The sequence below is a fragment of the Streptomyces sp. NPDC003023 genome, from assembly GCF_042888225.1.
In the GTDB taxonomy this organism is placed as follows: Bacteria; Actinomycetota; Actinomycetes; order Streptomycetales; family Streptomycetaceae; genus Streptomyces.
Window position 1 is genome coordinate 509908 of the sequence record NZ_JBIAPL010000001.1, and the last position, 20747, is coordinate 530654.

General features: G+C 71.5%; 20 protein-coding genes. 11 read left to right on the forward strand and 9 right to left on the reverse strand.

The annotated features are described in order from the left end of the window. Window positions 1–178: 178 nt before the first annotated feature. Window positions 179–433, reverse strand: coding sequence for a DUF397 domain-containing protein (locus ACFYV1_RS01910; RefSeq protein ID WP_389393374.1), 255 nt, complete (start codon window positions 431–433; stop codon window positions 179–181). Continuing rightward, entirely contained in the window at window positions 430–1275 is an 846-nt protein-coding gene (locus tag ACFYV1_RS01915; protein ID WP_389393375.1) for a Scr1 family TA system antitoxin-like transcriptional regulator, read from the reverse strand. The genes ACFYV1_RS01910 and ACFYV1_RS01915 overlap by 4 nt, the downstream gene beginning before the upstream one ends. A gap of 163 nt (window positions 1276–1438) precedes the next feature. On the opposite strand from ACFYV1_RS01915, the gene ACFYV1_RS01920 reads away from it, so the two are divergent. From ACFYV1_RS01920 to ACFYV1_RS01930, 3 genes are all read left to right on the forward strand, one after another. After that, window positions 1439–1891 (forward strand): ATP-binding protein, encoded by a 453-nt coding sequence (locus ACFYV1_RS01920; protein WP_389393376.1) that lies wholly within the window; start codon window positions 1439–1441, stop codon window positions 1889–1891. Window positions 1892–2034: 143 nt separating this feature from the next. Continuing rightward, the gene (locus ACFYV1_RS01925; protein WP_389393377.1) at window positions 2035–3096 is read left to right on the forward strand and encodes an ATP-binding protein; all 1062 of its coding nucleotides are present in this window, start codon (window positions 2035–2037) and stop codon (window positions 3094–3096) included. Continuing rightward, entirely contained in the window at window positions 3093–4907 is a 1815-nt protein-coding gene (locus tag ACFYV1_RS01930; RefSeq protein ID WP_389393378.1) for a hypothetical protein, read from the forward strand. The genes ACFYV1_RS01925 and ACFYV1_RS01930 overlap by 4 nt, the downstream gene beginning before the upstream one ends. 105 nt (window positions 4908–5012) lie before the next feature. Here ACFYV1_RS01930 and ACFYV1_RS01935 read toward each other — a convergent pair whose 3' ends face one another. Then, complete coding sequence (locus tag ACFYV1_RS01935) at window positions 5013–6395, reverse strand: transcriptional regulator (protein WP_389393379.1); 1383 nt, start codon at window positions 6393–6395, stop codon at window positions 5013–5015. Between the two features lie 212 nt (window positions 6396–6607). On the opposite strand from ACFYV1_RS01935, the gene ACFYV1_RS01940 reads away from it, so the two are divergent. Continuing rightward, window positions 6608–6865 carry a hypothetical protein gene (locus ACFYV1_RS01940; RefSeq protein WP_389393380.1) on the forward strand — a complete coding sequence of 86 codons (258 nt, stop codon included), beginning with the start codon at window positions 6608–6610 and terminating at the stop codon, window positions 6863–6865. A gap of 246 nt (window positions 6866–7111) precedes the next feature. Next, window positions 7112–7471, forward strand: a complete 360-nt coding sequence (locus tag ACFYV1_RS01945; RefSeq protein WP_389393381.1) for a hypothetical protein — start codon at window positions 7112–7114, stop codon at window positions 7469–7471. 45 nt (window positions 7472–7516) lie between these two features. Here the strand turns inward: ACFYV1_RS01945 and ACFYV1_RS01950 are convergent, their stop codons facing one another. Continuing rightward, a complete protein-coding gene (locus ACFYV1_RS01950) occupies window positions 7517–8653 on the reverse strand; it encodes a GDSL-type esterase/lipase family protein (RefSeq protein WP_389393382.1) in 1137 nt (378 codons plus the stop codon). Window positions 8654–8845: 192 nt separating this feature from the next. On the opposite strand from ACFYV1_RS01950, the gene ACFYV1_RS01955 reads away from it, so the two are divergent. After that, window positions 8846–10060: a lactonase family protein gene (locus tag ACFYV1_RS01955; RefSeq protein WP_389393383.1), complete on the forward strand. Its 1215-nt coding sequence runs from the start codon at window positions 8846–8848 to the stop codon at window positions 10058–10060. A gap of 136 nt (window positions 10061–10196) precedes the next feature. Here the strand turns inward: ACFYV1_RS01955 and ACFYV1_RS01960 are convergent, their stop codons facing one another. Beyond that, complete coding sequence (locus tag ACFYV1_RS01960; RefSeq protein ID WP_389393384.1) at window positions 10197–10586, reverse strand: VOC family protein; 390 nt, start codon at window positions 10584–10586, stop codon at window positions 10197–10199. 44 nt (window positions 10587–10630) lie between these two features. On the opposite strand from ACFYV1_RS01960, the gene ACFYV1_RS01965 reads away from it, so the two are divergent. The 3 genes from ACFYV1_RS01965 to ACFYV1_RS01975 all read left to right on the forward strand — a co-directional run bounded on the left by ACFYV1_RS01965 (window position 10631) and on the right by ACFYV1_RS01975 (window position 12916). Continuing rightward, on the forward strand, window positions 10631–11311 hold the full coding sequence (locus ACFYV1_RS01965; protein WP_389393385.1) for a nucleoside/nucleotide kinase family protein: 681 nt from the start codon (window positions 10631–10633) through the stop codon (window positions 11309–11311). Between the two features lie 76 nt (window positions 11312–11387). Next, window positions 11388–12362: a hypothetical protein gene (locus tag ACFYV1_RS01970; RefSeq protein ID WP_389393386.1), complete on the forward strand. Its 975-nt coding sequence runs from the start codon at window positions 11388–11390 to the stop codon at window positions 12360–12362. A 95-nt stretch (window positions 12363–12457) separates the two neighbouring features. Continuing rightward, window positions 12458–12916: a hypothetical protein gene (locus tag ACFYV1_RS01975; protein WP_389393387.1), complete on the forward strand. Its 459-nt coding sequence runs from the start codon at window positions 12458–12460 to the stop codon at window positions 12914–12916. A gap of 405 nt (window positions 12917–13321) precedes the next feature. Here ACFYV1_RS01975 and treZ read toward each other — a convergent pair whose 3' ends face one another. After that, the gene (gene treZ / locus ACFYV1_RS01980; protein ID WP_389394544.1) at window positions 13322–15067 is read right to left on the reverse strand and encodes a malto-oligosyltrehalose trehalohydrolase; all 1746 of its coding nucleotides are present in this window, start codon (window positions 15065–15067) and stop codon (window positions 13322–13324) included. A gap of 154 nt (window positions 15068–15221) precedes the next feature. Between treZ and ACFYV1_RS01985 the strand changes: the two genes are divergently transcribed. Next, window positions 15222–16601 carry a GH1 family beta-glucosidase gene (locus tag ACFYV1_RS01985; RefSeq protein ID WP_389393388.1) on the forward strand — a complete coding sequence of 460 codons (1380 nt, stop codon included), beginning with the start codon at window positions 15222–15224 and terminating at the stop codon, window positions 16599–16601. Window positions 16602–16661: 60 nt separating this feature from the next. Here ACFYV1_RS01985 and ACFYV1_RS01990 read toward each other — a convergent pair whose 3' ends face one another. Continuing rightward, entirely contained in the window at window positions 16662–17558 is an 897-nt protein-coding gene (locus ACFYV1_RS01990; protein ID WP_389393389.1) for a GNAT family N-acetyltransferase, read from the reverse strand. Window positions 17559–17857: 299 nt separating this feature from the next. Between ACFYV1_RS01990 and ACFYV1_RS01995 the strand changes: the two genes are divergently transcribed. Beyond that, window positions 17858–18406, forward strand: coding sequence for an FHA domain-containing protein (locus tag ACFYV1_RS01995; RefSeq protein ID WP_389393390.1), 549 nt, complete (start codon window positions 17858–17860; stop codon window positions 18404–18406). A gap of 144 nt (window positions 18407–18550) precedes the next feature. On the opposite strand, the gene ACFYV1_RS02000 is transcribed toward ACFYV1_RS01995, so the two are convergent. Beyond that, window positions 18551–19054, reverse strand: coding sequence for a MarR family winged helix-turn-helix transcriptional regulator (locus tag ACFYV1_RS02000; protein WP_389393391.1), 504 nt, complete (start codon window positions 19052–19054; stop codon window positions 18551–18553). 190 nt (window positions 19055–19244) lie between these two features. Further along, on the reverse strand, window positions 19245–20675 hold the full coding sequence (lpdA, locus tag ACFYV1_RS02005; protein ID WP_389393392.1) for a dihydrolipoyl dehydrogenase: 1431 nt from the start codon (window positions 20673–20675) through the stop codon (window positions 19245–19247). Window positions 20676–20747: the final 72 nt, after the last annotated feature.

The window sequence follows — 20747 nt, forward strand, 5'->3', positions numbered from 1 at the left end:
GCCCAGACCGCGGCAGAGCCCTGACCGGCCCGTGGATCGAACGGGGTGCGGCCGTGACCAGGCACCATATCGATTGACCGGCCGCCGCACGAATCGTGCACCTGCCGCCCGCGAACGGCAGTTGACCGGTCGCCGACGGCACCGCCCTGGGCCGCGCGGAGTCAGGCACCCGGAGGTGTCAGACGGTGTCACCCACCGCATGGCCGACGAAGTCCGTCCAGGCGGTGGGTGCGAGGGCGAGTCGGGGACCGTCGGTGACCTTGGAGTCGCGGACGTGCACGGTGGTGGGGCAGGCGGCGACCTCGACACAGTCGTCGCCGGAGCCGCTGCTGTAGCTGGACTTGTGCCACGACAGGGCGACCTCGACGCAGGAGTCGCCGTCGCCGCCGCTGTAACTGCTCTTGAACCAGGCCAGTTCGGTGGTGCCGCTCATGCCGCCACTCCTCGCATCTGCCGTAGCAGGCCCAGGGAGTCCGGAAGGGTGAGAGCCTGCGATCGCATCCTGGCATACCGCATCTGGAGCACGCTGACCACTTTCCGGTCAGTGATGAGCTGTGCGCTCTTCTGCCCCTCCCCGTAGGCCAGCCACCGGTTGTCGGGGGTCTCCAGCAACTGCATGGGGCCGTCCAGCCCCGCGTGGCTCTCACGCACCACCGGCATGATCTGGAGCTCGATGTTGCGGCGTTCGGCGAGAGCGATCAGATGGTCCACCAGCTCGCGGGTCGTTTGCTCCCCGTCCAGTCGCCTGCGCAGCAGATGCTCCTCGACGATGAAGCTGTACGCGGTGTTGGGCCGCTCCGTCAGCAGCCGCTGCCGCTCCTTCCTGGCCGTCATCTGCGCCTCGATCTGCTCGTCACCTACCGGCGGCAGTTGGTCCCTGAACAGCCGCATCGCGTACGCCTGTGTCTGCAACAGACCCGGGATCAGGCGGCATTCGTACGTGTAGAGACTGACCGCCTCCGCCTCCAGTTGCGCCCACTGGCGGAACCAACTCGCCAGCCCCGGCCTGCGCGACAGATGCCGTGCCGCGCCCTTCAGCGTCCCGAACGCGTCCAGCACCTCCTCCGCACGGTCCACGAAGTCGACCGGCGGGAACCTCCTGCCCTGCTCGATCGACGCCACCGTGGGGAGCGAGTACCGCACCAGCGGCGCGAACTCCTCCTGCGTCAGCCGAGCCCGCTTACGGAAGGCCTTGACGACCTCACCGAACGACTTCAGGCTCTCCGACACCTCGGGTTCCCCGCCCGATGTGCCCGCTGTCTCCGTCTCCGTCATCTGCGGCCCCTCCCGCGTGTCCCGGCGGCCCTGTACAACCGGTCCAACGGGCGTCGGGTCACGCCCGGCCACTCGTACCGTCCGCACCCCGTACCCGTACGCTGATCGCGCGTACGAGTCCCTGATCTGGGGAAACGTCGCCACCGGCCGCCACGGTGTCCGCATGCGACCACCGATCACGCCCCAACAGGCCGGAACCGTACGTGTGTTCACTCAGCGCTTCAGCTCCACACCGCTGGGCGCACGGCTCGCGCGGCACCTGGCACTGCACCAGCTCCACGCCTGGGGCATCCGACACGGCTCCGACACCTCCGACACCGTCGCGCTCCTGGTGGCCGAACTCGCCGCCAACGCCGTGACGCACGGGCGGGTGCCGGGGCGGGACTTCGAGCTGCGGCTCACGCGGACGCCGCCGACACTGCGCATCGAGGTCTCCGACACGCGCGGCGAGCGCCGGCCACCGTCACGCGCCGCCGTCCCGGCATCACTCGCCGAGAGCGGACGCGGGCTCCTGCTGGTCGAAGCGCTGGCGGACCGGTGGACGGTGCTCGACCGCGTACCGGTGGGCAAGACCGTGCGGGTGGACCTGGACATCGAGGGTGCCACGACCACATGACGGGCGGCACGCCCCGGAAAATCGGCTGCGCCGGGATGCCGGGCCGCTCACACTGGGCGGACCCGATCTGGGGGTCTCCCGGCCTCCCGATCTCCCGGCCTCCCGATCTCCCGCTCTCCTGATCTCCGAAGGAACATCTCCGCGTGCAGGCTGCCGTCACTGTCACCCCGGCCCAGATTCCCGAACTGCTGCTGGGCCTCGCCACCGTACGGCCCGTCTTCCTCTGGGGAGCGCCCGGAATCGGGAAGTCGTCGCTGGTACGGAGGTTCGCACAGTCGCTGGGACTGGAGTGCGTCAGCCTGCTGGGGACACAGCTCGCGCCCGAGGACCTGATCGGCGTGCCGCAGATCCGTGACGGACGGTCGGTGTTCTGCCCGCCGGAGGCCATCGCCCGGGACGAGCCGTACTGCCTCTTCCTGGACGAACTGAACGCCGCGAGCCCCGACGTCCAGAAGGCGTTCTACTCGTTGATCCTGGACCGGCGGATCGGTTCGTACGAACTGCCCGCCGGGTCGATCGTCATCGGGGCCGGCAACCGGGCCACGGACAACGCGCTGGCACGGCCGATCGCGTCCGCCCTGGTCAACCGGCTCACGCATGTCCATCTGCAGGCGTCGGCGGCCGACTGGCTGGTGTGGGCGGGGGAGCACGGCATCCACCCCTGGGTCACGGACTACCTCGTCGACCGTCCCGACCACCTGTGGTCGCAGCCGCCCAAGACCGAGGAGCCGTTCTCCACGCCCCGCTCCTGGCACATGCTCTCCGACGCCCTGCACTCCTTCGGGCCCGGCATCGACGAGAACACACTGAAGGTGATCGTGCACGGCACACTCACGCCCGCGCACGCCGTCTCGTTCTGCGGCTACGCGAAGATCGTGCGCCACACCTACGGCATCGAGGCGATCCTCAAGGGCGACGCGTCCTGGCCGGGCCGGCTCGAGGACCGGGACCTGCTCTACTACCTCGCGGAGGCGTTCCGGGGGCGGCTGGTGCGGGATCTGCCCCGGCAGAAGGAGCATGTCTCGCCTTCCCTGCGTCAGACCGTCCACCGCTCCAAGTCGCTGCTCGTGCAGCTCGCCGAGATCTCCGTCGAGGTCGCGCAGACCGTCATCGCCGACGCCCCCGACGGTCAGCCGGTGCTGCCCGCCTGGTTCCTGGTCGAGGCCGCACGCGACATGCCCAGGCTGGTCGAGGCCCGGCGGTGAACACGACGCAGAGGAAGGGGAAGAAGGGCAAGCCGGACCCGGCCACGGAGGCGTTCGCGGCGGGGCTCGCGCTGGTCAAGCGGAATCCGGCCTTCGCCGCCGTCGAGGCCGACTTCTGTCGGCAGACCAAGTGCACCGCGACCCCCGCCGGGGGGCTGGCGGCCGTCGACTCCAACGGGGTCGTCCACGTCCACCCCACCAAGCGGGCGGAGCCGGCCGCGTGGGCCTGGGCACTCGCCCACTGCCTGCTGCATCTGGGGTTCGGCCATGTGCCGGCGTCCGAGGACAAACGGCGTGAGCAGCCCGACCGGTTCGACCTGGCGGCCCGCTGCACCGTCGTCAACCGCTTCCTGCTCACCTTCCCCGTCGGCAACTCTCCCGAGCACATCCCGACCACGTATCCCGGCGGTGACGAGGAGCAGCTCGCCGCCCGCTGGCGCCGCGACGGCATCCCCGCCGCATACGAGCGGTGCGGCACCGCGGGCGATCACCCCGACCAGGTGCTGACGACGTGGCACAAGGGGTGGAACGGCTACGTCCCCGACTGGGAGACGGCCTTCGCCCACGCCCTCACCCGCAGCATGTCCGCCGCCATGGACGTGGCGGGCGGCCGCCGTGACCGGATCACCGGCGAACGCGTCCCGCAGCGGCCCTGGCATCGCGCGCTGAACTGGTTCGTCTCCTCGTACCCGCTGCTCGGCGGGATCGCCGCCGGACTCACCGTCGTGGCCGACGCCGAACTGGCACGGGCGCAGAACATCTCGATCGCCGCCGTGAGCGCCACCGCCGGCGAGATCTACGTCAATCCGCTGCGTACCTTCACCGACGAGGAATGGCGGTTCATCCTCGCCCACGAGATGCTGCACGCCGCCCTGCGCCACGGCGAGCGCCGCGGCCCCCGCGACCCGTACCTCTTCAACGTCGCCGCCGACTACGTCGTGAACGACTGGCTGGTGCGGATGCGGGTCGGCGACATGCCCGAAGGGCTCTTGTACGACCCCGAGTTGAGGGACCTGTCGGTCGAGGAGGTGTACGACCGCATCGCCACGGACCTGCGCCACCGGCGGCGACTGGCGACCCTGCGGGGCAAGGGCACGGGCGACATCCTCGGCGAGCCCCTGGTGCACGGGGCATCCCGCCCGTACACCGACCTCGACGACTTCTACCGACGCGGCCTGGTGCAGGGCTTCGATCTGCACCAGTACGGGACGCGGGGACTGCTGCCCGCCGGCCTGGTGCAGGAGATCCGGGCACTCGCCCACCCGCCGGTGCCGTGGGACGCGAGGCTCGCCCGCTGGTTCGACGAGTACGTGCCCGTCCCCGAGCCCGTACGCTCCTTCGCCCGCCCCTCCCGCCGGCAGGCGTCCACGCCCGACATCCCGCGCGCGGGCCGGTACTTCCCGCAGGAGGAGACACCGCGCTGCACCTTCGGCGTCGTCCTCGACACCTCCGGCTCGATGAACAGCGCCCTGCTCGGCAAGGCGCTGGGTGCCATCGCCTCGTACGCCGTGGCGCGTGACGTACCCGCCGCGCGCGTCGTGTTCTGTGACGCGGCGGCCTACGACGCCGGCTATCTGCCACCGACCGAGATCGCGGGCCGGGTACGGGTGCGCGGACGCGGCGGCACCGAACTGCAGCCGGGCATCGACCTGTTGCAGCGGGCGGACGACTTCCCGCCGACGGCTCCGGTCCTCGTCATCACCGACGGCTGGTGCGACGTCCTGCGCATTCGGCGCGAGCACGCCTTTCTGATCCCGCTCGGGGCGAGCCTTCCGTTCACGCCCCGCGGGCCGGTGTTCCGGCTGAGCTGACGGCTCTCGGCACGGCCGCAGACGCAGACGTAGGCGCAGGCACAGGCGTGGGTCCGGGGCGTGCGGCGTGGGTGTGGGGCGTGCATGGACACAAAGGCCGGTGGCTCACACCGGGGCGCCGGCCGCCAGACCGTCCGCCTCCTGGAGGAACGCGGCCACGTCGGGAACGCCCTCGAAGGGCACGAATCGCCGCCGCAACCGGTCGATCCTGCGGAACGCGCGCGGAGAGTGCAGCTGACGCGTGAGCCGTACCGCTTCACAGCCGTACTCGGCGGCCTGCTCCGGCTCGCCGTCCGACAACGCGGCATGGGCGAGGATTCCCGTGTTGATCGCCCGCCTGCGCAGGTGCGTCGACGGCAGGTCGTGGAGCGCGGCCTCCGCGTAGTGGGCGGCCCTGTCCGGCTGGTCGAGGTCACGGAAGCAGTGCGCGAACGCGTCGGCCAGGTACGCCTCGTTGAAGTACCTCAGGTACGGGGCCGAGTCGTCGGAGGCGTTCGACCGGCAGAAGTGCCGCTCCGCCTGGGAGAGAGCGAGCGCACTCGCCCGGGCGTCCCCCAGTCGGGCGTGCCCGCGCGCCTCGACGACCCAGGCGACCGCCAGGGCCAGCGGACCGCCGCGCTGCCGTCCGCCCGACCGGGCCGCCTGCGCCAACGCCACCGCCTCGCCGGGGCGCTGGGCGTAGAGCTCGAGATGGCCCATGTGCGTGGCGATGATCTGCGAACCGTAGTCCCGCAGACCGGCCGCCTCGGCCAGGCCGAGGGCCTGGATGTAGTAGCGCTGGGCCAGGTCGAGTTCGTTGCAGTCGACCGCCATGTAGCCGGCGGACGCGGTGAACTCGGCGGCCGTCTGCACCAGGGCGCGCCCCACGTCGTCCGTGCGGCTCTTCCTGAGCAGGGGACCGATGTCGTACTTGAGGTAGTTGACCATGTGGAAGCGGATGCGCTGCGAGCCGTGCTTGTGGCTGAGCTGCTCGAACGCGTCGCCCAGTGAACGGACTTCGCGGACGTCCGCCATGGTCACTCGGTGCCCGGCGCCCCGGTGACCGAGGTCCTCACGCGGGCGTCCGATCAGCCAGTCGCGGCTGGCCGCCGAGATCGCTCCTGTGGCGAAGGCGGCCGAGTCGAAGAGAAAATCGCGGCGTTCCACATCGAACCTCCATAAACGTAACGCTGTGTCGACAGCGCTCTCCAAGCTCCTGGGATATCGGAGACCGACCGTCCGGTCCTCGGAAACGACACTCATGCCGAGGTCCCCGGCGGTCACCGCCCGGCCGACGCGCTGCGAGAAGACCTGGGCCAGAAGGGCCGGTGTGGGGTCCCGCGGCACGGAGCCGGACAGCCAACGGGCCACCGAGGTGTGGTCGCAGCGGACGCTGAGACCCTGACTGGCGGCCAACTCGCTCACGCGCCGGGCCAGACCCTTGCGCGAGAACCTCGATTCGGTGAGCAGGTGCTGCAGTTGCTGGTTGGGTTCTCGGTGATTGCTCATCAGTCCCCCCGCGTCCTCCGGTGACTACAGGTTAGGAGCGGGTGCGGCGCTTTACTAAGCCTTTGCCGGCAGTGCGCCCTCTTCGCACCCCCTGGTGCACGCGGCGTCCTCCTCCCCGCGCCTAGGCCCACCACCCCCGCGGCGCCCGACAGTAGGGCTCACAGCCGTCCGGCGGGGGGCGCGAGCCGCCCTGGAAGAAAGCGGAGACGCGAATGGGCAACGAATCAGGCAGGGGCGCGGGGGCCGGGCGACGGACATGGGTGGTGATCCTCGTGTGCCTGCTGTTCCTCGGCGTCGTCGGTCCGTCCTGCGGCGAGACGCTTTCCGTGGTGATCGGTGTGGTGGCGGAGGTCTGTCTGCAGCTGCTGCCGGCACGGGGTCGTCGTGACGACACCGCCCTCCCGCGCGGCCTCGGCAAGGAGGAGGGACCGGAGGGCGGACAGCCGCAGGATCCGCCGGACCGGCCGTAGCGGGCGTGGCGGGCGTGGCGGGCGTGGCGGACGTAGTGGGCGGCAGCGGTACGCCGGCCCGGACGGAGCACGGGTCCGGGTCGGAGTGCGCGTCCAATTGCTTCCGCGGCGACCGAAACCGGCGGAATTCGAAGGACGGAGCAACGGCCTTCGTGTAACGCGCACTGCTTATTCGGCGCAGATCCGAATGAGGCGCGAACGGCGCTCCCTATTCAGATTGGGGCTCTTGTGAGCAATTTCGATCCCATGCCGGAAAATCAGCGGTACGACGGCGGCCAGGCAGGCGGTCAGGTCGCCGGCCCGCAGGGCCGCGTACGCGGCGGGGACGGCTCGGGCGTGAGGCGAGCCGCGCTCATCGTCCACACCGTCGCCGACATCGCCGCCCTGTTCCTGGGCCTGTGGATCCTCCTCTACCTGCTCGGGGCCAACCAGGGCAACGTCTTCGTGGGGTTCGTGGAGGATGTCGCTGACGCCCTCGCCTGGTGGTCGCAGGACATTTTCACAATGGACACAGACGGGCTCCGGGTTCTCCTCAATTACGGTCTGCCCGCCGTGATCTACCTGCTGATCGGCCACGGAATCGCCGCACGACTGCGCCGCCTCTGACAAGAATTCATTCACCGTCCGGGTGTGTGAAGAATTCGCGACCGTTCAATGGAGTGGAACGGTGAATTCGGCGAAGCGGGCCCCCATCCGCAGATACGCGGCGGCGTTCGGGTGCAGGCCGTCGCGCAGGTCCGCCGTCTCGTCCGGTCCGAGCAGTGTCCGTCCGTCGATGAGGGTGAGGGCGGGATCGGATGCCTGCCGCTCCCGGACGAGACGGGCGAGGTGTTCCCTCGCGGCGGCGAGGGTGAGCGCGCCGAGCGGGACGTCCCCGGGATCACCCACGGCGCGGACCCTGCCGGAGCCCGGGTCCACGGCCAGGGGACCCGGACAGTCCTCCAGGGTCGGGCAAGGGATCGGCGAGACGACCACCACCGGCACATCGGGGTGCCCGTCGCGCACCGTGTCGAGGAAGCCGTGGACGGCGGGCACGAACGTCCGCAGCCGCATCGCCGCGGCGCCGACGACGTTGACGCCGATCTCGAGACTGACGAGATCGGCGGGCAGGTCCCGGATCGTGCGCGCCACGCACGGGTCGAGCATCGCGTTGCCGGAGAAGCCCAGGTTCGTGAGGTGGAGACCACGGGCCGCGGCCGCCGTGGCGGGCCATGTCCCGGTGGGGCCCGCGGCCTCGGTGCAGTGGCTGATGGACGAGCCGTAGTGGATCCAGCGCGGCTGTCCCGCGTGCCGCGGCGGCCGGACGGGGCGGTCCGCGCGGAGCGAGACGAGATCGCAGACGGCCGTGTGCGGCAGCCAGATCCGGATCTCCTTCTCGCCCGGTGGGAGACCCGGGAAGCGCACCGTCTCCGCGTCTGCGTCCACGAGTCGGGCGTCGCCGCCGGTCGTGGCGGGCAGCACCAGGTCTCCGCCGGTGAGCGACTCCCGGCGCAGCAGATCGCCGTCGACGACCAGATCGACCGCGGCGGGCACCGGTCGGCCGCCGGGGCCGGGCATCCGCACCGCGTGCAGAGTCAGTTCCAGATGGGTCGCCTCGGTGCGCAGAGCGAGTCGCACACCCGCGGCGAGCTGCGCTTCCAGTTCGAAGAGGGGGTCGGGCACCTGACGCAGGGCCTCCTCGGACAGCCGCGAGGGCCGCAGGCCGCGCTTGTTGCTCCGCAGGCCGGGCGCGCCCTCGATGAGGACGTGGGCGCTGGGGAAGGCGCACTCGTGGGGGAGCGGGGTCATGCGGGCCGGCCTTTCGCTGTCCGAGTCGTCTGAGTAGTCCGGGTCGTCTGGGTCGTCTGGGTCGTCCGAGCCGCCTGAGTCGCCTGAGTCGTCTGGGTCGTCCGAGTTGGCGATACCTCGTACCGGGACCTCGTACCCGGCCGTTCGCAGCGGCATCCCCAGCCGCGGCGTCCTGCCCTACGCTGCATCAGCATGGGCATGCAGCGCAGCGCAGCACACCTGAACCGGTTGAACCGGCGTCGTTTCATCGGAGGGCTCTCGGCCGTGGCAGCCGCCGCCGCGCTCCCCGGGTGCGGTACGCCGGAGGAAGCCGCCTCCCGGTCGCAGTCCAAGATGGCCGCCGCCCCCACATCCTCCGCCCCCCGCCGGCGGATTCGGCCCCTGTTCCTGGGGACGTACACCTCCGTCGACGGCGGCGGGCCCGGAATCGGGCTGGCCACGTACGACGAGGGGACCGGCCGTATCACCGGCGGCGGCACCGTCGAGGGCGTGGCCGACCCCTCGTACCTCGCCGTGCACCCGTCCGGGGACACCCTGTACGCCGTCAACGAACGCGAGACCGGCACGGTGACCGCCGTACGGATCGCGGGAGGCGGTGCGCCCCAGGTCCTCGGCAGCCGTCCCACGGGCGGGGCCGGGCCCTGCCACCTCTCCGTGCATCCCTCGGGGCGCTGGCTGCTCAGCGCCGACTACGGATCGGGAACGGTGGCCGTGCACCCCGTGGAGAGCTCCGGCGCGCTCGGTGAACGCACGGACAAGGTCACCCACGGCAGCCCGCCGCCGGGACCGGGACAGCAGGGCCCGCACGCGCACCAGATCATCACGAGCCTGGACGGACGCCATGTGCTCGCCGTCGACCTGGGCACGGACACGGTCTACACCTACCGCCTCGACACCGACGCCGGGACACTCGAAGAGGTGTCACGCGCGACCGTGCGGGCCGGTGCGGGGCCGCGTCACATCACCTTCCACCCGGCGGGCCGCTTCGCGTACCTCGCCAACGAACTCGACAACACCGTGCAGGTCTGCGCGTACGACCCCGCGACCGGCAGGCTGCGCCCTGCCGAATCACAGCCCACCGGCACCGGTTCGGGCACCAGCTACCCCGCGCAGCTCGTCGTGACGGTCGACGGCAGGTACGCGTACCTCGCCAACCGGGGCCACAACAGCCTCACCCGGTACGCCGTAGAGGCCGGCGGCTCGCGGCTGCGGCTGCTGGACACGGTCCCGGTCGGCGGCGACTTCCCCCGTCACATCGCGCTCTCGCCCTCCGGCGGGCTCCTCTTCGCGGCGAACCAGCGCTCCGGCACGGTCACCGTCTTCCACGTCGACCGCCCGTCCGGCGAACTCCGTTCCGCAGGCCCGGCGTTCATATCGCCCGTCGCCGTGTGCGCCCTGCCGTTGTAACGCCCGGACCGGATTCACGGCGGCCGGTACGGCTCCCTGGGCGGCAGGCCGTTTCCCGGCCGGACTCGCTCGGGAGCCGCTGACCGGGCGGGATCTGCCCGCCCCCCACCCGCCGGACGCGACCGTGCGCCGGACGCTACTTTGGCTCCAGCAGGTCCCACCGGTTGCCGTACAGGTCCTCGAAGACCGCGACCGAGCCGTACGGCTCGTGCCTCGGGGTCTCCAGGAAGCGCACGCCCGCCGACGTCATACGGGCGTGGTCGCGGGCGAAGTCGTCGGTGTGGAGGAAGAAGCCGACCCGGCCGCCGGTCTGCCCGCCCACGCTCGCACGCTGCTGTTCGTCCCGCGCGCGGGCGAGGAGCAGGCCCGTGCCCTGCCCGGAGCCCGGCGGACGGACCACGACCCAGCGGCTGCCGTCACCTCTGTCCGTGTCCTCGACCAGGTCGAACCCGAGGGCGTCGGTGTAGAAGGCGATGGCCTCGTCGTAGTCGCGGACGACGAGTGTGACCAGGGCGATGAAGGGCATGAGAGGCACGTTATACGTAGTACTTGGGTGCGACAATGCTCGGCATGCCGGTCCCCGACGATCTTCTCGCCCGTGCCCGCCGCCTCGCCGCGCCCGAAGGCGGCCTCGCCGTGACCGGCGGCCTCGCCGCGCCCGGCCGCCGTCCCGCCGCGCCCGGCCGCCGTCGGATCCTCGGCATCGCCGGAGCGCCCGGCGCCGGGAAGTCCACCCTCGCGGAGCGCCTCGTGGAAGAGCTGGACGGCCTCGCCGTCCTCGTCCCCATGGACGGCTTCCACCTCGCCCAGCAGGAATTGGCCCGCCTCGGCCTGGCCCACCGCAAAGGCGCGCCCGACACCTTCGACGCCGCCGGATACGCCACCCTGCTCGCCCGGCTGCGCGACGCCGAGCCGGACGTCACCGTCTACGCGCCCGCCTTCGACCGGACACTCGAGGAGGCGGTCGCCGGGAGCATCCCCGTCGCGCCCGGCGTCCCACTCGTCGTCACCGAGGGGAACTACCTGCTCCACGACGAGGGGCACTGGGCCCGGATCCGCCCCCTCCTCGACGAAGCCTGGTTCGTGGAACTCGACCACGAGGTGCGGGTGCGCCGACTCGTCGACCGGCATGTGCGATACGGGAAGGAACGGCCCTTCGCGGAGGGCTGGGTCCGCGACTCCGACGAGCCGAACGCCCGGCTGATCGAACGCGGCAGGGACCGGGCCGACATCGTCGTCCCCATGACCTGATCAAAAGACCTGCCCGCCGTTCAACAAGGATCGGTACGCTCGAATCACTGACACGTTCGAGCGGAGGGCGGTTGACGTGGGGTTGTTCCGGCGAGGGCCGAAGCGCGACGGACGCGATGCGCCCCGGGACCCCGAGTTCTCCTTCTTCTCCGTCGACGAGGGCGCACGCTTCCGCGCCATGGTCCGTGAGGCGTTCGCCGAACAGGGCCTCGAGGTGAGCGTCTACGCCGACATGGTCTCCGACAGCGCCGGACGGCAGTTCGGGCTCGGCAACCTGGCCGCCGTGTGTCACAACGACGACCGAGGGCCCCGTATGTGGTCCGAACTGGTCCACCAGCACGTCGGAATGGTGCTGCGCACCATGGACGCGCCCTCCGCCCTGGACACCCTCCCCGCCGAACAGATCCGTGCCCAGCTCTACCCCCGCGTCGTCGGCGCCGAGGGACTCGACCCGAGGAACTTCGCCTACGCCCGTGCCGTGGCCCCCGGTCTGTACGAGATCCTCGCGCTCGACCTCCCGGAGAGCGTCATGATGCTCACGGACGAGGCCCTCGAACCGCTCGGCGACCTCCCGTACCTGCGTGACCAGGCGCTCTACAACCTCCGGGGCCTGCCGGTCGAGGCACACGAGACCGTCGAGGACTCCGAGGGCATGCGCTTCGAGGTCGTGCTCGGCGACTCGTTCTACACCGCGAGCCGGGTCCTGGCGCTGGAGGCGCTCGTACGGCAGGTCACCGGCGAGGAACTGACCGCCGACGGAGCCCTGGTGGCGATGCCCTTCCGCCACCAGCTCGCCTTCCACGCCATCCACGACACCGGCATGCTCTCCGCCCTCAACGCGATGGCGGCCTTCGCGGCCACCGGCTACGAGGACACGCCCGGGGCCATCAGCCCGTACGTCTACTGGTGGCACGACGGCAGGCTCACCCAGCTGAGCGACCGCACGGAGGACGGCGAGGGTCTGCAGATCATGATCGGTGAGGAGTTCCAGGAACTGCTGGAACGGCTCGTCGCCGAGGACGACCGGCACCCCGGCGACCAGTCGGACTGACCGGCCGGGAGCGTGTGGTTGACCGGGTCACCCGTGTCGGTGGTGCCGGGAGCGTCGGCGCGGATCAAAGGCCCTGTCTGCGGCAGGCTGGGGGGATGCGCACTTCCCGGACCCTGGCTGCCGCTGCCCTGCTCCTGCTCGGCGTGACCGGCTGCGTCTCCGTTCCCCCGGCGCCGGAGCCTGCTCCCGCCCCGAGTCTGGCCCCTGCGGGGGACCGGTCGCCGTCGCCGCTCGAACCGAGCGCCGCCCAGCCGTCGGCCCGCGAGGCGCTGGCGTCCACCGACCCGGTCGATGAGCCCCAGGGCGCGAAGGCGCGTCCGAAGGCGAAGGAGAACGCCGCCGGGCAAAGGGGCGACGAGAAGCAACGCCCGGCGGTCGCCCCGCCGGCCCGCCGGGTCGCCCCGGAACCCGGACACCGGGCTCATCCCCATCCCCGTGCGCCGCAGCCGCGCACCGGTCACAACATGCGCGAGCTGTGCGAGCAGTCCGACGGTCTGACGAACCCGGAGATCACCGCCATGTGCCGCGACACCTACGGCCCCGGACGGCGCTGACGGTCCGTCGCCGGTCCGGGACGGACGGCGGGTCGGGACGGACGGTGGGTCGGGGCGGCACCGACCCGGCACGGCACCGACCCGGCACCGACCCGCCGCGGCGCAGAGCCGGATGTGAGGGCTCGACCGGGCGTGGCGCCGTCCGGCGTGGCACGCACCCGGGGCAGTGGGCCGGTCGTGCGTGGTGCCGAGCCCGCGCGGCACGGGCCCCGGGCCGGCACGGACCTGGGGCGGCACGGATCCGGATGAGTGGGCCGGCCTCGTTTGCGCCGTCCCGGCACGGCGCGGACCCGGAGGAGAGAGCCCGCCCGGAGGAGAGGGTCGGCCCCGCGCCGGGGCGCCATTCGGAGCTCGGAGCTCGGAGCTCGGAGCTCGGAATTCGGCGTTCGGTTTCGCAGGCCGGAGTCAGGAGTCGGCGAGCACCACGCAGCTCTGCGGCGGCAGCCGCAGCAGTCCGTCCTCGCCCGGCGCCGACACCTTGCCCCATGCCGCCGCGACCCGTCCGCCGCCGCCCAGCGGGATCGACGCCGGTTCCTCTGCGAGGTTGACCGCGACCCGCAGGTCACCGCGCCGGAACGCCAGCCAGCGCGCCTGCTCGTCGAAGGCCACTTTCACCGACGCCAGATCCGGGTCCGAGAGATCGGGCAGTGCCCGGCGCAGTGCGATCAGTTCACGGTGCCAGGACAGGATCGCGGCGTGCGGTTCCCGCTCCCGTTCCGACCTGTCCAGGCACGAGCGCTCCCGCGTGGCCGGGTCCTGCGGGTCGGGAACCTGGTCCTCGGACCAGCCGTGCGCCGCGAACTCCCGCCGCCGGCCCGACCGTACGGCCTCGGCGAGCTCGGGATCGGTGTGGTCGGTGAAGTACTGCCACGGTGTGGCGGCACCCCACTCCTCGCCCATGAAGAGCATGGGCGTGCAAGGGCCGGTGAGCACGAGCAGCGCCGCGCAGGCCAGCAGACCGGGGGAGAGGGTGGCGGAGAGCCGGTCGCCAGTCGCCCTGTTGCCGATCTGGTCGTGCGTCTGCGCGTAGCCGAGGAAGCGGTGGGCGGGGGTGCCCGTCACGTCCAGGGGCCGGCCGTGGGTCCGGCCGCGGAAGGACGAATAGGTGCCGTCGTGGAAGAAGACACGGGTCAGCGTCTTGGCCAGCGCGGCCATCGGGGCACGGGCGAAGTCCGCGTAGTACCCCTGCGACTCACCGGTCAGAGCGGTGTGCAGGGCGTGGTGGAAGTCGTCGTTCCACTGGGCGTGCAGCCCGAGACCGCCCTGTGCGCGGGGCGTCGTCGTCCGCGGATCGCACTGGTCCGACTCGGCGATCAGGAACAGCGGACGCCCCAGGTCACCGGCGAGCAGGTCCACGGCGGCGGTCAGCTCCTCGAGGAACGTCAGCGCCCGGTCGTCCACCAGCGCGTGCACCGCGTCCAGCCGCAGGCCGTCGAGCCGGAAGTCGCGCAGCCAGGCCAGCGCGCTGCCGAGCAGATAGGCGCGCACCTCGTCCGAGCCCGGAGCGTCGAGATTGACCGCCGAACCCCACGGCGTGTGGTGCGTGTCCGTGAAGTACGGGCCGTAGGAGGGCAGATGATTCCCGGAGGGGCCGAGGTGGTTGTGGACCACGTCGAGCACCACACCGAGGCCGTGACCGTGCGCGGAGTCGACAAAGCGCTTCAGCGCCTCTGGGCCCCCGTACGGCTCGTGCACCGACCAGGGGGACACCCCGTCGTAACCCCATCCGTGCACCCCCGGGAAGGAGCACAGCGGCATCAGCTCCACATGCGTGATGCCGAGCTCCGCCAGCTCGCCGATCCTCTCCGCCGCCGCGTCGAGCGTGCCCTGAGACGTGTACGTGCCGATGTGCAGCTCGTACAGGACCGCACCGTCGAGGCCCCGCCCCGGCCAGTCCCGCCGCCATGCGTAGGCGTCCTGGTCGACGACGGCGCTGAGGCCGTCGGGGCCGTCCGGCTGCCGGCGCGAACGCGGATCGGGGAGCACCGGGCCGCCGTCCAGGGAGAACCCGTACCGTGCGCCGTCCGCGGCGGCCGCCTCCGCGGCCCACCACCCGTCCCGGCCCTGCGCACGCTCCATCGGGTGCTCGGCACCCTCCAGCCACAGCGTGACCCGGTCCTCGGCCTTCGGCGCCCACACCTCGAACAGCAGCACTGGCGTCCCCTCGTCGTCGATGCCCTATCCACCCATGTCGTGCCCACCCATGTCGTGTCCACCCACGTCGTGTCCACACATGTCGTGCCCACACATCCTGGCAAGTCCGGGGTCTTCAGGCGGTGAGCTTGGGCCATTAAGGTCACCGTCCATGTCGACGCCGCCGGATCCGCTGCCCGCCTTTCCGCCCGGCTTCCTCTGGGGAGCCTCCGCCTCCGCCTTCCAGACAGAGGGAGCGGCCGACACGGAGGGCAAAGGACCGTCCGGCTGGGACGCCTTCGCCGCCCAGGGGCGGATCAAGGACGGGGCCGACGCCTCCCGGGGCACCGGCTTCCACGAGCGCTACCGCGAGGACGTCGCCCTGCTCGCCGGTCTCGGCGCGGACGCGTTCCGCTTCTCGGTGAGCTGGCCGAGGGTCGTGCCCGGCGGCAGCGGCCCGGTCAACGCCCGTGGTCTCGACTTCTACGACCGGCTCGTCGACGAACTGTGCGCCCACGGCATCGTCCCCGCGCCCACTCTCTACCACTGGGACACCCCGCTGCCGCTCGACGAGGCGGGCGGCTGGCTGCGGCGCGACACGGCCCTCAGGTTCGCCGAGTACACCGCCGTCGTCGCCGAGCGGCTGTCCGACCGCGTCCCCATGTGGATGACCGTCAACGAACCGGCCGAGGTCACCCTCCTCGGATACGCGCTCGGCGAGCACGCGCCGGGCAGACAGCTCCTCTTCGACGCACTGCCCGCCGCCCACCACCAGCTGCTCGCGCACGGCCTCGCCGTCCAGGCCCTGCGCGCGGCCGGCGCCCGCAGCGTGGGCGTCGCCGTCTCCCACTCGCCGGTGTGGACCGCCGGGGAGGGGGAGGAGGACCGGGCCGCCGCCGAGCTGTACGACCTCGTCACCAACCGGCTGTTCTCCGCCCCGCTCCTCACCGGCGCCTACCCGGACGAGAACTTCGCCGCCCTGATGCCCGGCCCTGTCGCAGAGGACCTGGCCGTCATCGCGCAACCGCTCGACTTCTACGGCGTGAACTACTACCACCCGATGCTCGTCCGCGCCCCCTCCGGCGACGCGCTCGACGGCTTCGCGGGAGTCGCCGTGCCCGACGGGCTTCCGTTCGGGCTCAGGGACATCGACTCGGACGAACACACCGCCTTCGGCTGGCCCGTCGTCCCCGACGGACTGCGTGAACTGCTCGTCGCACTCGACGCACGGTACGGCGACCGGCTGCCGCCCGTCGTCATCACCGAGAACGGCTGCGCCTACGACGGCATCGACGACCGGAGCCGTATCGCCTTCCTCGATGCCCATCTGCGCGCCCTGCACCGGGCGATCAGCGAAGGCGTCGACGTCCGCGGCTATTTCACCTGGTCGCTCACCGACAACATCGAATGGGTCGAGGGCGCGTCGCAGCGCTTCGGCCTCGTCCACATCGACTTCGAGACGCTCCGGCGCACCCCCAAGGCGTCGTACGCCTGGTACCGCGACACCATCGCCGCGCAGAAACGCGCTGCGGGAACGGAGAGGGAGGCATGAACGGCGGCAGGGTGCCCGCTACCACGAGCACCCCGCCGCGCCCTGCGTCCCCGCGCGTCGTCAGTCCGGAGCAGCGGGCAGGAAGTTGACCCGCTCCTGGACGACCGGGTGCCCGGCCCGCGTGAAGTTGGCGGCCATCGGATGGTTGCCCTGGTCGGTGGCGCCCGCGATGAACTCCGCACCCCGCTCCGCCAGATAGTGCGTGCACTCCGCCAGCAGGTCGTACCCGTAACCCCGCCCGCGCTGCTCCGGTACGACCCCGATGAACCCGATGCACGGCCCCGAAGGGTTGTGCGCCGGGATGTGGATGCCCACCAGCTCGCCGTCCGGCGTGTGGGCGAGCTGCCACCATTCACGGGGTGAGGGGCACCAGTTGAAGAAGTCCAGCTCCTCCTGGGCCGCCCGGTCGAGACCGTCCTTGGCGACGGCGCGCAGCGCGTGCGCGTCCAGTGTCGAGGAGTGGATCCGCCGCAGCGCGTCGAAGAACACCGCGTCGTCAGGCTCCGGCCGGAACGCGAGCCGTCCCGGCCGCTCGGGCAGCCCGCACACGGGCGTCCACCGGTACTGATACCGCTCGACCAGCACCTTCATGCCGGCCGCCTCTGCGGCCCTGATACGTGCCTGTCCGGCTGCCGAGGCGACCGGGTCCTCGCGCCAGCCGGCCGGCAGGATCAGTTCGTACTCGACCTGGAACGGGGAGGTGCGCAGCAGTTCGGCGCCCGCCTCCTCCTCGCCCTCGGCCACGTCGAACCAGTTGATGTTGACGGGACTCCCGTCGCCGGGGCCGCCCCACCAGGCGGCCCTGGCGACGACCCTGCCGTCGCGCAGTGCGACCCGCTTCCAGTCGGGCCGGTGGGTCGTACGTGCCAGCGCGCGACCCACCCCGAGGGGATCGGGCAGGGCGTCGAAGAGATGCGCGTCGCTCTCGCCGAGCGCGCGGATGACCGTATCGGTCATGAGGATGTCCTCCGGGAAGAGATGTGTGAAGCGCTCCCGGTCAGACTGCGAACGCCGGGCGGACGGGTCGGGAGCGCGAAGAACGTGTGGTGTACACGGCACTCGCCTCCTTCCGTCGTCACGGGCGTCGCGAGCACGCTAGACCGCCGGACCCCGCCGCGTCCAGCGTCTTTTCCCGCCGGGCCGGGCCGGCAACGTCCCCAGCGTCAACCGGAGTCGACGCTTCCGCGCAGGTCAGCGCGGGCAGCGAAGCCGCCTCGTCTGGACACCCGTGCCCCTTCGGCCCGACAATCTGGAACGTGACGTCCTCCTACGAGTTCAACACGTATCCCGCCCGGCTCTCCGACGCCGAGCGCGAGCGTGTCCTCGACGTGCTCAGAGAGGGCGCGGCCCAGGGCAAGCTGTCGCACGAGACCTTCGTGCACCGTATGGAACTGGCTTTGGTCGCACGCCGCTCGGAGGAACTGGCGGCGCTCACCGTCGACCTGGTCAAGGAGAACCGCTGGTCGCGGCGGTTCTACGGCGCGGTCGGCCGGATCTCCGCGTTCTCGGTCCGGATGCGCAGGGCCTGGCAGGCGGAGAAACTGCCCCCGCTGCTGCTGCCGGAGCCCGGCCCGCATCCGCTCCGCATCGGCCGGGACCCGGCCAACGGCCTGCGGCTGAGCCACGACACGGTCTCCAGGCTGCACGCGGAACTGAGCCACCGGGGTCAGGAGTGGATCCTGCGCGACCTCGGCTCCACCAACGGCACCACGGTCAACGGCCGCAGGGTGACCGGCTCGATCGTCGTCAACGACGGGGACATGGTCGGCTTCGGCAGCATGAGCTTCCGCCTCACCGCACGCTGAGACGTCGGCCGACGGCTCGGCCAATTGCCTTGGTCCGAGCCGTCCGCCGAGACCGGAGCGGACCGGTGCCGGGTCGCCCAGTACTCCAGTGATCACGCGGTGGCCGCACCCGTTCCCAGCTGGGTTCGTCACAAGACCGCGAAATCAGGACGGATTACCGGGAGCCCCGTCGCCCTCGACGTTGGCCACCATCTTGCGCAGTACCTTGAGCGCGGCCACGTACTCCTCGTCGCTGATGCCCGTGTGGACCACGGCGCGCACCTCGGTCGCCAGCTCACGGAGCCGCGCTCTGGCGGACTCCCCGGCATCCGTGAGGTGGAGGTGCCGCCTGTCGTCGATCCGGAGCCATTCTCGGTGGAGCAACTGGTCAACGACCCTGGCGATTTCGTGCGGCCCGTCGGCGAGGTGCGCCAGCTGCGCGACGACTTCCTCGCGGCTCGGCGCCGTGGGACCGCCGCTCACACGGTTGAGTACCCAGTACTGGGGCTGCGTGACGTCGATCTTGGCCATGGCGTCACGCAGATGCCGGGTGACGGTCGTATGGGTCAGGCCGCACCAGTATCCGACCGGCTGAGTGGCCAGCATGTCATCGGTGGCGGCCGGGTTCGCCGGCGCCTGGTCGGTGGTGGTTCCGGGCAGTGATTCCATGATCGCGACGCTACATTTCCCCGGCGCACCGAACAATCGGAATGCGACATTCACTGCAACTCGCCCTGGGTGCGCATCGGAACCGCCGGCCACCGTCGTTCTCGGGTCCGCCGTAGCCTCGCGCGCCGCCATGCCGCGGCCCGACGCGACCACTGCCGCCGACAGCTCGCTCACGCGGTCAGCGGGTACATCACGAAACCGCACTGGAGTACTGGCGCTGGTGCAGCCCGCGTCCTGCGAGCGTCAGGAACGCCTCGCCCACCGCCTCCGACAGCGTCGGATGCGGATGGATGTGGGCGGCGACGTCCGAAGGCTCGGCGTCCCAGCCGACGATCAACTGGCTCTCGGCGATCATCTCCGAGACGTGCGGCCCCACCAGATGGACCCCGAGCACCCGGCCGTCCCGCTCGGCGACGACCTTCACCATCCCGCCCTGCCCGTGGACCATGCCCTTCGCGACCGCCGTCAGCGGCATCGTGTTCACCTGGATCTCGAGGTCACGGGCGCGGGCCTCCGCCTCGCCCAGCCCGACGGACGCGGTCTGCGGCGACGAGTACGTGATCCGGGGAACGGCCGCGTGGTCGATCGGCCGCGTGGGCAGCCCGGCCAGTGTCTCCGCCACCAACAGGCCCTCGGCGAAGGACGCGTGGGCCAGGCCGAGGGACGGCGGCGGCAACAGGTCGCCCACCACGTGGATGCCGGCGACGGCGGTCTCCAGACGCGACCAGTCGGCCGGAGCGACATGGCCGCGCCCGTCGGTCGTCAGACCGGCGCGGTCCAGGCCGAGGCCGTCGGTCACCGGGCTGCGGCCGACGGCGACCAGCAGCCGTTCCGCCTCGACGGTGCGGATCTCGCCGCGTGCCGTGCGCACCGTCGCCCGGATGCCGTCCTCCAGCACGGCCGTCTCCAGCAGCCGGGCACCCGTCTGCACGTCGATGCCACGCTTCTTCAGACCGCGCGTCAGATGACGGGACACATCCGCGTCCTCCAGTGGGAGGAGTCGCTCGGCAGCCTCCACCAGGACGACATCGGCGCCCATCGACCGGTGGAACGACGCGTACTCGACCCCGATCGCCCCGCCGCCCAGCACCAGCACCGACGCCGGCAGGCCCGGTGCGAACAGCGCGTCGTCGCTGGTGACCACCCGGCGTCCGTCCGGCGCGAGACCGGGCAGGGTCCGCGGCCGGGAACCGGTCGCCAGCACGACGCCGCGACGGGCCCGCAGCTCTGTGTGGCCCTCGACGCGCACTGTCCGTGCGCCGGTCAACTGTGCGCTTGCGTGCAGTACTTCGACCCCGGCCTGCGCCAACTGCCCGTCGACGCCCTTGTGGTTGCGCGAGACGATGTCGTCCCTGGTCGCCACCAGAGCGGCCCAGTCGACCGACTCGAGACTCGCCTTCACGCCCCAGCGCTCCCTGGCCTCCCCGACGCCGTCGACCAGTTCCGCCGCGTGCAGCATCGCCTTGCTGGGGATGCAGCCGCGGTGCAGACAGGTGCCGCCGACCTTGTCGCGCTCCGCGAGCACGACCTCCAGGCCGAGGGCCGCCGCGCGCAGGGCGGTTGAGTAGCCGCCGGTGCCGCCGCCGATCACGATCACATCGGTTTCACGGGTCTGTGTCATGCCTCCCACCCTCCGCTTCGACCTTGCCATGCGTCCAAGGCAATGTTCTTGTGACTTCGATGCACAGCGTCT